The sequence below is a fragment of the Paractinoplanes polyasparticus genome (genome assembly GCF_019710575.1).
GTDB lineage: Bacteria > Actinomycetota > Actinomycetes > Mycobacteriales > Micromonosporaceae > Actinoplanes > Actinoplanes polyasparticus.
This window is the reverse complement of sequence record NZ_JAHWFK010000005.1, coordinates 176,829-190,486: the sequence shown is the minus strand read 5'-3', so window position 1 is coordinate 190,486 and position 13,658 is coordinate 176,829. Positions and strand designations below refer to the sequence as shown.

General features: G+C 72.3%; 6 protein-coding genes and 1 pseudogene. 4 read left to right on the top strand and 3 right to left on the bottom strand.

Going from position 1 to position 13,658, the window contains the following annotated elements:
* Positions 1-13: 13 nt before the first annotated feature.
* From KXC43_RS08115 to KXC43_RS50625, 4 genes and pseudogenes are all read left to right on the top strand, one after another.
* A complete protein-coding gene (locus KXC43_RS08115; protein ID WP_221375344.1) occupies positions 14-3,067 on the top strand; it encodes an ATP-binding protein in 3,054 nt (1,017 codons plus the stop codon).
* A gap of 68 nt (positions 3,068-3,135) precedes the next feature.
* Positions 3,136-3,525 (top strand): response regulator transcription factor, encoded by a 390-nt coding sequence (locus tag KXC43_RS08110; protein WP_221375343.1) that lies wholly within the window; start codon positions 3,136-3,138, stop codon positions 3,523-3,525.
* 665 nt (positions 3,526-4,190) lie between these two features.
* A complete protein-coding gene (locus KXC43_RS08105; RefSeq protein ID WP_221375342.1) occupies positions 4,191-4,394 on the top strand; it encodes a hypothetical protein in 204 nt (67 codons plus the stop codon).
* 140 nt (positions 4,395-4,534) lie between these two features.
* Positions 4,535-4,683: pseudogene (locus KXC43_RS50625) on the top strand (IS481 family transposase); the annotation flags it as partial.
* A gap of 27 nt (positions 4,684-4,710) precedes the next feature.
* Here KXC43_RS50625 and KXC43_RS08100 read toward each other — a convergent pair.
* From KXC43_RS08100 to KXC43_RS08090, 3 genes are all read right to left on the bottom strand, one after another.
* Positions 4,711-9,888, bottom strand: a complete 5,178-nt coding sequence (locus KXC43_RS08100; RefSeq protein ID WP_221375341.1) for a diguanylate cyclase — start codon at positions 9,886-9,888, stop codon at positions 4,711-4,713.
* Between the two features lie 186 nt (positions 9,889-10,074).
* A complete protein-coding gene (locus KXC43_RS08095; RefSeq protein WP_221375340.1) occupies positions 10,075-11,595 on the bottom strand; it encodes a hypothetical protein in 1,521 nt (506 codons plus the stop codon).
* Position 11,596: 1 nt separating this feature from the next.
* Positions 11,597-13,636: a hypothetical protein gene (locus KXC43_RS08090; RefSeq protein WP_221375339.1), complete on the bottom strand. Its 2,040-nt coding sequence runs from the start codon at positions 13,634-13,636 to the stop codon at positions 11,597-11,599.
* Positions 13,637-13,658: the final 22 nt, after the last annotated feature.

The following is a 13,658-nucleotide window of genomic DNA, read 5'->3' as shown; positions in this document are numbered from 1 at the left end:
GACGGGGGGACCCATGAGCGGGCGCTCGTCCGTGGCGCGCACGCTGGCGTTCTCGCTCGCCTTCCTGGGCGCGACCTACGCCGGCCGGCTCACCGTCATGGACTCGACGAACCTGAGCCTGGTCTGGCCCGCGGCGGGTGTCTCGGCGGTGTGGTTCCTGGTGCAGTACCGCTCGCGGTGGCGGTCGCTCGACGTGGCCGCGCTGAGCGTGATCACGACCGCGGTGAACATGGCCACGGGTGCCCCAATGGCGCTGGCGGCCTGGTTCGTGGTGGCCAACATCGTTCAGGCCGGGTTGTTCGCCTACCTGGTGCGGCGGTGGTTGCCCCACCTCGTTCACGACCCGCTCACCCGTACGCAGGACCTGTGGCGCCTGATGGCGGCCGCGTTGGTCAGCACCGGCGGCGGGGCGCTGATCGGCCCGACCGGCGTGTGGGCGGTCAGCGGGACGTACTCGTGGCCGGCGACCGCGGTCTGGATGACCCGCAACACCGTGAGCATCCTGGTGCTCGCCGCGGTCTGGTTCACCTGGCGCCACCTCGGGCGTGACATCCCCGGGCGCTGGGCCGCGACGACGCCGCAGCGCCGCTTCGAATACACCGCGGTCGTCGTGCTGTCCGTCGCGGCGTACGCCGCCGTCTTCGGCCTCAACAACGACCTGCCGCTGGCCTTCACGGTGATCGGGCTGACCGTGTGGGCCGGCTCGCGCCTGAACACCGCGTTCGTCGTCCTGCACGGCCTCGTGTTCGGCGCGGTGTCGGTGCTCGGCACGCTGCACGGCAGCGGTACGTTCGCCTACATCGGCTCGCACGCGGCCCAGGCCCTGGTCGCCCAGGCGTTCGTCGGCATGATCGCGGTGGTCGGCCTGGCCCTGGCGCTGGGCCGCGACGAACGGGCCGCCCTGGTGACCCAGCTCCGCACCGAGCGGACCGCCATCGCCGACCAGGCCAAGCTGATGACCGCCATCGTCAACTCGATGGCCGAGGCCCTCACGGTGGTCGACGAACAGGGCCGGCTGCTGGTGCGTAACCCGGCCGTCCGGCGGCTGCTCGGAGGCGTCGTGAGCACCTCCGAGCACATGGCCAAGCCGGAGTTCTACGGCCTGTTCCATCCGGACGGCACCCCGGTGGAGCCGGACGAGATGCCGCACCGGCGGGCCTTGGCGGGCACCGACGTCCGCGGCCTGGACATCCTGGTCCGCAACCCCGGCGTGCCCCAGGGCCGGCTGCTGAGCGTCAGTTCGACCGCCGTGCCGGGAAGTCTGAACGGGGTGCGCTGCGCCGTCACCGTCTTCCACGACGTCACCGCCGAACGCCGGCACCGCGACGAACTGGCCGCGTTCGCCGGTGTCGTCGCCCACGACCTGCTCAACCCGCTCGCCACCGTCGAGGGCTGGACGTCGTGGCTGATCGACGCCCTCGACGAGCCCGGCGCGGCGGACGACCCGCAGGCCCGCGACGGGCTGGGCCGGATCGGCCGGGCCGCCCGCCGGATGCGCGGCATGATCGACGACCTGCTGTCGTACACCACGGCCCGCGACGCCGCCCTCGCCCCGACCCTGGTCGATCTGGGCGAGCTGGTCAACGACATCGCGATCGCCCGCATCGACCAGGCGCAGAGCACCGGCACCCCGGTGCCGGCCTTCGACATCGGCGAGTTGCACGCCGTCTACGCCGACCCGGTGCTCGCCCGGCAGCTGCTGGAGAACCTGATCAGCAACGCCATCAAGTACACCGGCGCCGGTGCGGTCCCGCGGCTGCGCGTCCGCACCGGGCAGGCCGACCACCTCGTCACCGTGACGATCGACGACAACGGCATCGGCGTTCCCGACGGTCAGCACGAGAGCATCTTCGAGTCGTTCCACCGCGCCCACCGATCCGCCGGCTACTCCGGCACCGGGCTCGGCCTGGGCATCTGCAAACGCATCGTCGAACGCCACGGGGGCGCCATCGCCGCCGCGGCCGGGCCCGACGGTCACGGCTCCCGGTTCACGTTCACCCTGCCGGCCGACGCCACCGTCGTGCCGCCGCCCGAGGACACTCCCGCCCCGGCCTCGCCGCCGCCCGTGGCGGCCACCGCACCCGGGCCGGACGAGGACCGGCTCGAGCTCCTCCCGGCGACCGGCTTCGAGCACGCCGCGCACCTGGTCCTCGACTATCTGCACGAGCAGATGCCGCTGGCCTTCTGGGCGGTCACCCGGGTCGAGAGCGGCCGTCAGATCTACCTCTATCTGGACTCGGACAACGGCTACGGGCTGCGCCAGGGCCAGAGCCACCCCTGGGAGGACAGCTTCTGCGTGCACATGGCGGCCGGTGACGCCCCGGCCGTGGCGGTCGACGCCCAGGCCGTGCCCGCGTACGCGAAAGCCGGGGTCAACAAGACGCTGACCATCGGCACGTACGCCGGGGCGGTCATCACCGAGCCCGACGGCACACTGTTCGGCGCGATCTGCGGCCTCGACCCTGGCGCCCGCGTCAACGACCCGCGCCTGACCGACGCCGGACCCCTGCTGGCGTTGCTGGGCCGGCTGCTCACCGCCGCGCTCGCCACCGACCGCCTCCAGGACCTGGCCACCAACGCGCTGCTGCGCGACCACCTCGGCGCCGCGGCCGACGCCCTCACCGGCCTGCCCGACCGGCGGGGCTGGGAGCACATCGTCGAACGCGCCCAGGCCCGCTTCGAGCGCCTTGCCGACCCGACCGTGGTCGTCCTGATCGACCTGGACGGCCTCCGGACGACCAACGACACCCGGGGCCGCGCCACGGGCGACGCCTACCTCAAGGCCGCGGCCGCCGTGGCCCGGCGTGCCACCCGCGACACCGACTTCGTCGCCCGCGCCGGCGACGACGAGTTCGGCCTGATCCTGCCGGGATGCACCCCGTCCGGCGCCGAAGCCGTCATCAACCGGATCAGCGCCGAACTGGAGGCGGCCATGGTGCCCGCCTCGATCGGCTGGGCCGCCACCGACCCGGCCGACGGCGTTCCGGCCGCGCTGGACCGGGCCCGCGCCGCCCTGCGCGCCGCCAAGCACCGAAAGCGCTCCGAACTGCTCTCGTCGCGCTACTGAGAACCTCTCGGCCGGCCCGGCGTCCCACCCGACAGGTCGGAACACCACCCCTCTCCTCAGGAGCGCCCATGACATCGCTGCTGCCTTCGACCGTGCTGATCGCCGAGGACGACGAGGACGTCCGCGACCTGCTGGCGCTCCGCCTGTCCGCGGCCGGCTACCGGACCGTCACGGTCGACAACGGCAACGCCGCCCTCAACGCGGCCAACCTCGAACGCCCCGACCTGGTGGTGCTGGACATCGACATGCCCGGCCTGGACGGCCTCACGGTCTGCCAGCAACTGCAGGGCATGTCGCGCACGTCCCGCATCCCGGTGCTGATCCTCAGCGCCCGCGGCCGCGACCTCGACGCGAGCCAGGGCCGCGCGATGGGCGCCGACGACTACATGGCCAAGCCCTTCGACTCCGCCGACCTGTTGGACCGGGTCTCCCGCCTGCTGGCCGACGCCCGCGGCTGACCGCCGCCGTACATCCACCGGCGAACTTTCATGTGCGATGAGAGTGAGTACGGTTGTCATCGTGACGGGTGTCGGACATCGCGCCTACGGTCACCCCTCAACGCCTGCTGTTCGGGGCGCTTGCCGCTCGGACATCAAAAGGTGCTGAGGCGATCGGCCGTGCATCCTGTGGCACGCGCAAGCAGTGGGGCCGCCGGCAGGCGATACCCCCTGGGAATCTGACAATTAAGGTTTGGTAACTTCCGGACCGTGACGTTCGCATACCGGCACTCGACCCGATGGACGAGCGCAACGACGCTGATCAAGACCAAATAGCCGGCAGGGATCGAAAGAAACCGGGCTGGTTTGACGGCGTCGCGAATGATCTCGTAGACCTGGTGTGAAGCAACCCGAGAAGTCGGCTCAGGCCTTTCCCTGATACAGTGCACTCGACGGTCATCGGGGATCGTATAGAAGTACGTTGCCGACTGACGACTTCTCATATATTCGCTGGTCACTATTCCAGGAGATGGCTTACCGGTTCCTTGCAGTAGGGGGACGTCCGAGTCGACGTTCTGACCTGAGCTTTCTGTGCAGTCGGCGCGGGATCTCAGCTTCACCAGTCATGACTGGTCGGGCTGAGCCGTGCGCGCTTCTCTCGACCAGCGAGTCGAGAGGCGTGGCCAGTGGCGCTCACCTTCTTGGAACCGCTTTTGGCCAATGCGCCCTGGGCGGCCGTATTAATCGTCTGCGTCATACCTGCGGCCATCGTAATCATGTTTCTTTGGGCTTTACTCCTGGTGCCCAAGGACAAGCGCGTCGAGGCGATCGAGGCGATGGCAAAACTGGTGCGAGAGCTTCGGGCAGGCAAGTCGAGACAGCTGCCATAGCCAGGCGACTGGCATCGCGTGTGGCGGGGTGTGGTCACGATTCGTGTCTGCGCCCGGCTGGCGCTTCGGCCGATGAACGTGGCTCTTGTCGAACTTCAGAGCCGCCGCAACCGGGAAGCGACCACCCGGCGCCCGGAGCCCGCAGCAAGATCTACACGCCTCAGGTGGGTACAGCGTTCTGCACACCGTCATCGACGACCACTCCCGCGTCGGCTACGCCGAGATCCACGCCGATGAGAAAGCCGCCACTGCGATCGGCGTATCGCGTAACGCCGTCGCCTGGTTCGCCCACGCGGCCTGGTCCCGGACAACACACCTAGCCCGGGTAGGCGACGACGCGGTCGCGGCCGGTCTGTTTGGCCTCGTAGAGGGCGCGGTCGGCCTGGGCGAGCAGCAGGCGCAGGTCGGGGCGCTCGCCGTGGGAGCAGGCCAGGCCGACGCTGATGGTGACCGGCAGCGAGCCGGCGGCGGTCGGCACCGGGTCGCCCGAGACGACCCAGTGCAGGCGTGACGCCAGCTCCGAGGCGAGGACCGGGAGCTGCGGGGTGACCACAGCGAACTCCTCGCCGCCGTAGCGGCCCAGCACGTCGCCGGGGGCCACGACGCTGCGCAGGCGTTCGGCGACCGTCCGGATCACCTCGTCGCCGACCGGGTGGCCGTACGTGTCGTTGATGCTCTTGAAATGGTCGATGTCGATCATGATGGCAGCCACCGGGTCGCGGCGCAGGCGGCCGGCCTCGGCGAAGAAGTGGTTGCGGTTGTTCAGGCCGGTCAGGCCGTCCACTGTGGCCATACGGCGCACCTGGCTGAACAGGCGGGCGTTCTCGTACGCGGTCATGCCCTGGGCGGCGATGGCCGCGGCTACCTCGGCCTGGGCCTCGGTGATGACGGCCCGGCAGCCCACCAGCAGGACGCCGAACTGCTCGTCGTGCCGGGCCACCGGAATCGCCCACCAGCTGCGCGGCATGCCGAGGAGGGCGTCGAACACGTCCCCCGTGGTGCCGGTGCGCGGGCCGGTCAGGTCGAGCAGCTCTTCCGGTACGGGGTGCACGCGGATCCCGACCTGGGCAGCGGCGCCGTGCGCGGCCGCGACCATCAGCTCCCCGTCGGCCGAGCCGGCCAGCAGCACGGCGGAGTCGGCGTCGAGCGTCCGGGACAGGCTGCTCAGCAGGCGTTGCATCACCTCGTCGGGGTCCAGCGAGGAGCTCTGGTCGGCCATGGCCGCGCGCAGCGTCTCGGCCACGTCGCGCTGGCGGCGGGCGGCCTGCACCGCGACCTCGAGCTGGGCCGCCCGCGCCGTCTCGAGCGACACCGCGATGTGGTTGGTGATGGCCTTGAGGATTGCCACGTCCTCGCCGGTGAACACGCCCTTGGCGACCCGGCTGTCCAGATAGACCACGCCGCGCAGATGACCGTCGAACTGGAGCGGCGCGATCAGGATGCTGCGCAGGCCGTGCACCTGCATGCTGTGCGATCCGAGGGCCTCGCCCTCCTCGCTGCCGGTCACCACGATCGGCTCGGCGGTCTGCCGCACCCGGTCGACCAGGGTCTCGCTGTAGCCGGTCAGCTGCTTCAGGTCGTGACCGCCGCCGTCGCGGCCCACGAGCGGCACCAGCTGGTTGTGGCCGGCGCCGGGCAGGAAGAGCAGCGCCCGTTCGGCGCCCAGGATGCGCAGCGTCTCGTCGAGCGCCACCCGGGCCAGCTCGCGCGGGTCGAGCACGGTCGCCGAGGCCAGGCTGACCTGCTGCAGGGCCTCGAGGCGGCGGCGGAACAGATCGGTCGGGCGGCTGTCGGTGGCGGCCCGGACCGGGCTGGCCGGTTCGGGCCGGCTCGCCGGGAACTCGTCCTCGACCCACCGCACCCGCTGCGGCCACTGCTGTTCGGTGGCGATGGTGTGGGCCGCCTTGGCCTGGAGCGCGGCCGACGCGTTCTGATTCAGGGCGGTCAGCGCCCGGGCCCGGACGCGGGCGGCCTCGTACGCGATGAGCGGCGCGTCCAGCGGCAGCAGCTCCACCTCGATGTCGCTGAGCAGCCGCACCGCCTCCAGCGGCCGGCCGTCGAGCAGCGCGAAGTCGGCCTCGGCGACCCGGTGGAACCCGTGCAGCGGCTTGTCGGTGGCCTTCTCGCCGAGCCGGTCGACCGCGGCCCGGGCGGCCGAGCGCAGGGCCTCGCGGCTGGCCGACAGCCCGGCCCGGCGCCACCGGGCGAGCCGGCCCAGCGCCTCGAACACGTAGAAGACCCGTTGCGCGGGGACCATCGAACCGGGCTTGAGGCCGAGCGCCGCGAACTCGGCCGTGAGCTGGTCGAAGGGCTCACCCAGCTGATCGGTCTCGAACAGGGCGATCATCCGGGCCCCGTACAGGTTGATCAGTTGCATCGGGTTGTCCGGGTTGGCCCGCAGGAACCGGCGCAGCGCCTCGATGTGTGAGGCCGCCTCGTCGGCCCGCCCGAGCTGGGCCGCGATGATCGCCGCCACCGCGCGGAACGCGGCCCCCTCGGCCTCGGCGCCCGGGCCGAGCCGGGCCCGGCCGCGCCGCAGCCAGGCCTCGGCGTCGGCCGTGCGGCCGCGCTTGTAGAACTGCATGCAGACGCCGCCCACGCCGGTCAGGTAGTCGCCCAGCTCGAGCCAGCGTTCGTGCTCGATCAGCACCCGGCCCCAGATCAGCCCGTCCTCGTCCCGGCCGCCGAAGTGGCTGCCGACGCCGCGCTTCCACTCGACGTAGCCGATCAGCTCCGGGTCGCCGATGCGAGCCGCGACGGCGGCGGCCCGGTCGAACAGCCGGTCGGCGAACTTCGGCCGGTTGGCCACGTCGGCGATCACGCCCAGGCCGGCCATGTGCTGGGCGTACTCGCGGCCCGGGCCGAGCCGGTTGATCGGGTACAGCGCCCGCAGGCTCATCACCGCGCGCATGACCCGGTGCATCCGCATGGACAGCGAGTAGGTGGCGATGTCGTACAGGATGGCCTGGAGCCGGAAGCGCTCGCGCTGACGGCCGTCGGCGGTGCCGAAGCCGAGCCGGGTGCGGCCGACGAACAGCCCCAGCAGCAGCGAGAAAAGTGTGGTCACGGCCAGGCCGGGCCGGCTGCGGGGCAGCGGCGAACCCAGCTCGGACAGCCCGCGGCGCACCGCGTCGAACGCCCGGTCCGGGTTCCAGGCGCTGTTGTGCACCACGGCCACCAGCGCCCGGATCTCGGCCCGGCGCAGCTTGTCGGGCTCGCTCCGCAGCGCCTGGTCGAAGTGGCGCAGCGCGTTGGCGAACTGGCCGGTGCGGGCGCAACTGGTGCCGAGCGCGACGTAGAAGCCCGGCTGCGGGGTCAGCTGCGCGGCCTCGGCCGCCCGGGCCGCGATCTCGAGGAACTGGCGGGCCTCGGCCGGCGCGTGCTCGGCCAGGGCCAGCCGGCCGGCGGCGTAACTGCTCAGGTAGACCCGCTCGGGACGGCGCCCGGGTTCGCCGCGCGCGTAGTGGCGCGCGGTGGCGTACACGAAGCTGGGGGTGTCGAGGCGGGCGCCGTCGAGCACCTCGGCGATGCGCTGGTGCAGCCGGCGTTCGGTCTGCCCGTCCAGCTCGGCCAGCAGGGCCTCGCGGATCCGGTCGTGCAGGAAGCGGTAGCCGTCGGGCCCGGCCGCGGTCACCAGCCGCCGCGACTCGGCCTCGGCCAGCAGGGATCGGGCCCGCCGGGGCTCGCTGTCGCAGACGGCCGCCACCAGGTCGACCGGGAAGTACCGCCCGGCCGCGGCCCCGGTGATCAGCAGGTGGCGGCTCTCCAGCCCGAGGCCGTCGATGCGCTGGAGCACCAGGTCGGCGGCGTCGCCGGTGACGTCGATGCGGTCGAGGCCGGTCAGGTCGAGCCGCCAGTCGCCCCAGGACGGGGAGATCAGCCCGGCGTCGATGACCGCCCGCACGTACTCGCCGACCGTGAACGGGTTGCCGCCGGCCCGGACAGCCAGTTCCCGCACCTGCTCGCCCGGCAGCTGGACGGCGCCCAGGTGCTCGTCGACCAGCCGGGCCACCGCGTCCGGCTCCAGCGGGCCGAGCGGGATCCGGGTGTCGAGAGTGGTGTCCATGTCGGCGCCGAACCGGTCGAGCGCCGCCGCGTCGTCGGCGCCGTCCCGGCCGGTCGCGATGATGAGCAGGGGAGTGGCGGTCAGCCGGCTGGTCATCTGTTGCAGCACCCGCCGGGTCGGCCCGTCGAGCCACTGCACGTCGTCGATGTGCACGACGGCGCCCTGGAACTCGTCGGCCAGTCCGATCAGGAAGGCCGAGACGGCGTGCACGAACTGCTCGTGCCGGCTCTGCTCGCCGATGTCGGGCAGCTGCACCAGGTCGGCCAGCAGCGGGGACAGCGTCCGCAGCAGGGGACCGCCGCGCCCCGCGGCCCGGTGCAACCGCCGCACGGCTTGCTCGCGCTCGGACCCCGGCAGTCGTTCCACGGTGCGCAGATACCGTTCGACGGCGCCCCGCAACGGCGCCAGGGGCATCGGGTCGTCGGGCATGCACTTGCCGTACAGCACCAGGTCGCCGTCCACCGCGACGGCGTTGGTCAGCTCCCGGACCAGCCGGGTCTTGCCGGCGCCGGCCGGACCCTCCACGATGGCCGCCCCGCCGGTGCCGTCGCGGGCCTGGAGCCACCGGTTGGCCAACGTGATCATCTCTTGGTCGCGGCCGACCAGCAGGGCCGGGCCGACCGGCTGGATCGCCCGGCGGTCGGTGGCCGCCGGGAACGCCCCGCCCGGCTGCGCGGCCAGCCGGTTGAGGTCGTCGATCAGGCTGCCGCCGCTCTGATAGCGGTCGTCGGGGTCCTTGGCCATCAGCGTCGCGATGATCGTGGCCAGGGTGGGCGACAGGCCCGGGACGCGCTCGCGGACGTCGGGGATCGGCGCGGTGGCGTGCAGCCGGATGAGTTCGCCCGCGTCCGGCGCCTGGTACGGCGGCGCGCCGGTGACACATTCGAAGAGCAGGACACCCAGGGCGTACAGGTCGGACCGGCCGTCGACGGGCCGTTTGAGCATGCCTGTCTGCTCGGGTGGGCTGTACGCGGGGGTGCCGGCGACCCCGCCGTCGTCCGTGCCGTCGCGGACCGCGAGTCCGAAGTCGATCAGGCGGGCGGTGCCGGCCGGCTCCACGATCACGTTGTCCGGCTTGATGTCGCGGTGCACCAGCCCGGCGCCGTGCGCGGCGGCCAGCGGCCCGGCCAGGTCGAGGGCCAGCCGCACGACGTCGGGCTCGTCGAACGGCCCCCGGCGCAGCGCCTGCGCCAGCGAGACACCCTCGACGTACTCCAGGACCAGGTACGGGCCGACGACCGTCTCGCCCACCTCGAAGATCCGCGGCAGCAGCGGGTGCCCGACACAGCCGAGCAGAGCGGACTCCCGGCGTACGGCGGTGAGAGTGTTCCGGTCGGCCGAGGACAGCACTTTCAGCGCGTACTCGTCACCGCGGCGACGCACCCGGTAGACGGCCGTCCCGGCGCCGCGCCCCAACTCCGCGATCACCTCGAAGTCCGAAAGTGATCCGGGCGCCGTCCCAAAGATCGCGGTCAACGTGTCCTTCCCCACCCCAGCGAGCTATCCGGACGGTACGCCTTGGCCAGGTCAGACACCAACCGCCGACCGGATCGGAAGTGGATCCCGGCGAACACCGGGCCCAGCGCCGCGTCGTCATGGTGGCCGCGGTCTTTCTCAGTCGGAGATTCCGGCGTACGTCAGCCAGCGTTCGCGCGGGGAGAGGCGGAGGCGGATCTTGCTGGGGTCGACCCGGCCCAGGGCGGGCAGGCGTTCGCGGATGCGCAGCTGGGCGGCCTCGGTGGCGTCGGTCAGCAGGCGCTGGACGGCGGCGTGGTCGCGGTGTTCCTGGGAGAGCATGACGATCAGCTTGGCGCGGCCGCGGACGACGTCGCCGCGGCACAGGCGGGACTGGGCGTAGGCGATCTCGCAGCGGCGGGCGTGGGGCTGCATCGCCGCCTGCACCTCGGCCAGCAGGGTGGGCGTGTCGACCGTACGGTGGGGAAGTTGCCACCACAGCCAGATGGGGTAGGGGACCCGGCCGGTGAAGGTGGCGCCGGTCTGGCGGCTCGACGGTGGGTACGAGCAGCGCATGGCCGGGCTGATCGCCACCTTCCAGTCGTCGATGAGGCTGTCGTCGGGCTGGTCGGCCCCGTGGCGGCGGTGGCCGGCGGTGGCGCTGAGTCTCGGCAGCGCGTCGAGCCAGCCGCCCGACCACTGCGGGTGGGTCTGCGGGTCGTCGGCGTTCACCGGCAGCACCAGGTTGATGAACGTCGTCTTGCGCATGCTGGAGATCGAGGCGGCCAGCACCCCGATGCCGCGTTCGCGCAGGGCTGCCACGGCCGCCGCTGTCGTTCCGGTGCGGGACGGGCCGACGAGGCTGGCGATGACCGCCCGCTTCGGGGTCAGCACCGGCGCGTCCGGGAAGAGCCGTCCGCGTGCCTGCCGGTAGCGCTCGCGGTCGAAGCCGCGGATCGTGAACCATTCCCCGCGTACGCGGTTGAACCGCTGGTCGTTGAGCTTCAGGCCGAAGCCGTACTCCTCGGCCAGCGCGGCCAGCTCGGTCTCGAAGTCGAGCCGGGCCTCGGACATCTGGGGGTCGACCCCGATCGAGAACCGCAGGCAGGGCGCGATCGCGTCGCGCAGGCGCTCGTTGGACCCGTCGCCGCGCTCGGCCCGGATGCTCAGCGGCACCGGGGCGACCGGCGTGTGCAGGTGCAGCACGGGGGCGTCGCGTTCGGCGGCCAGGCCGGTGAGCTTCTCGATGACCAGCGCCTGCATGAGCGACTCGCGGTAGGTGGGGGACCAGTGGGCCGTGCCCAGGGTGATCAGCACCTCGACCTTGCGGGTGGACTGGTTGAGGAAGCCCGGGTTGGGCACGGCGTGCCCGAAGTACGAGTAGGTGTCGTGCTGCCCGGCCGGGTCGGCCGGGCCGAGCTGCACCCGGCCGCTGAACGCCGACATCGCCGAGGGCCAGGTCGACATCGACATCGACAGGCCGGCCACCGAGAAGTGGCAGAAGTCGGTCGGCCAGCCGTTCGGGTCCTCCTTGTCGGGGTCGATGATCGGCGTGGGCAGCGAGCCGTTGGCCGGGCCGTGGGTCAGCGTGAACTGCACCGACGAGAAATGGGTGCCGGCCGCCTCGGCCGCTATCCGGGCCAGCTCGGACGACTTGGTGGAGTTCGTCGGCCGGGTCACCTCACACCTCACCACGGGCGTCGAAGAAGTCGTCCGGCTCGACGGTGGCCCGGGTTGCCCGCCGGGCGTCGCGCAGCCAGCGCGGCACGCGCGCGGACCGCGGCACCGAACTGCTGCGGTGCTGCCGCCGGGCGTAGAACTCGCTCAGGCAGCAGAGCAGGATGACGATCAGGACGGCCAGCGCGAGCTGGAACAGCCGGGTCATCTCGCGGTCGGAGTCGACCGTGCCGACCACGATGGCCAGGGCCGTGGTCACGACGACCGAGGCGGCGGCCAGCGTCCGCTGGAACTTGTGCAGCTGACCGAGCACCGATTTCGTGCTCGGCAGGTCGAGCCGGGCCAGCAGCAGGCCGGGCACCAGCAGCAGGACGGCGACGACGGCGTCGGCCTGGTCGGGCACGAAGCCCTCGGGTATCTCGGACGAGTACAGCCAGCTGATCCCGCCCGACAGCAGCGTCCCGATCCCCAGCACGACCAGGGCCAGGCCGGCCACCATGCGGGTGATGCTCTCGATCAGAGCCGGCGCCTCGTCGGCCAGGGTCATGAACGCGAAGACCCGCACCGGCTCGGTGGACTGCGGGCTGAGCTCGACCGACGGGCGGCGCCAGTGCGCGTGGGCGCCGTGCTCGCGGGGGTCGTTGTCGCAGGTGACGTCCCGGCCCACCTGCGTGGCCCGCAGCCCGGCGGCGATGTTGCGCAGGGCCGGGCCGGGCAGCCCGCTCTTCGCCAGATGCTGAAGGCCGTCGGCCGCGTAGTGCGCGCAGAACGCGGCCAGCACGTCGAGCGAGCAGTTGCCGGCGCTCAACTCCCGCAGAACCCGCTCGGCGGTCAGCCGCACCGGCGGAGGCGACGAGCCGGGCCCGACCGGGATCGGCAGCCGGGCCAGATAGGCCTCGTAGCCGGCCAGGTCGACCAGGCGCCGGCGGCCCAGCTCGGCCAGCCGTGACGCGATGCCCTGCATCTCGAGTTCGAGCAGCTTGTGGTGGCTGCCCAGCCGGTCGGCCCGCCGGGCCACCGACTCCAGGTCCTGAGCCAGCACCTCGACGAACTCCGCGTCGACGTCGCTGGACATCAGGAACCGGCGGACGCTGATCTCCTGCCGGGTCTCGAGGGTCAGGTGGTACGCCTTGACCGAGCGCGGGATCTCGGTCTCGTACTCGACGACGAACTCGCGGTTCACCGGCAGCACATTCTTGGCCAGGTTCGGCCACCGGGCCGGGTGGCGCTGCGCCGGCAGCAGCGGGGCCTCCCAGGTCAGGAAGCGGCGGGGCCGGTCCAGGCCGAGCTGCGCGACGAGGATGTACTGCCGGACGGCCAGCTGCAGCAGCCGGGCGAACGGCACCAGATCGCCCTCCCCGGTGGGGAAGAGCGCCTCCAGACCGGTCAGGGCCAGGTCGCGTACGGGGTGGGAACCCTGCAGCCCGGCCGCGTGATCCAGCGGGGTGTGCAGCCGCTGCCCGGCCGGCGCCCCCACCATGATCAGCTCGGTGATGGCCGCCTCGATCAGCCAGCGCGACCGCTGGTGGGTGTGCCGCAACTGGTGGATCGGGGTGGCCGGCGCCGAGACGTCGTCGTGCGCGTTGATCAGCATGAACAGCAGCTTCACGAAGGCGGCCGCGGTGACCCGGTTGGCGTCGCGGTGCGAGAGCCGCGGCACGACCTCGCCGTTCGAGTCGCGGATGACCACCGGGGCCAGGTCGGTGCGGCTGTAGCGGGAGACGGGCACCCACAGCGCCGTGTCGCCGGGCACCTGGAGCGTCTCGCGCAGCCGGCCCGAGATGACATCGACGTCGACGTCGACACTGATCGTCCGGCTCATGTGCCCGCGGTCCATCAGCGTCAGGTGCTCCGAGAGCCGGGGCAGGTGGTCGAGCCGGAACGACAGGTCCATCAGGGCCAGGCCGAGCGCCGCCTCCCGGCTCGGGAAGGTCATCGGCGCCGTGGGCACCGGCAGCGCCCGGATCATCGTGCGCAGATGGTCCAGTGGCCCGTCACCTCGCCGCTCGGCGACCGCCGACGGCCCCCGGAGGTGGACAGTCATGCGTTGATCCTCCCCGCCCGGC

Coding starts and splice junctions, on each gene's coding strand:
- KXC43_RS08090 (WP_221375339.1), bottom strand. CDS start 13,636: ATGACTGTCCACCTCCGGGGGCCGTCGGCGGTCGCCGAGCGGCGAGGT.
- KXC43_RS08115 (WP_221375344.1), top strand. CDS start 14: ATGAGCGGGCGCTCGTCCGTGGCGCGCACGCTGGCGTTCTCGCTCGCC.
- KXC43_RS08110 (WP_221375343.1), top strand. CDS start 3,136: ATGACATCGCTGCTGCCTTCGACCGTGCTGATCGCCGAGGACGACGAG.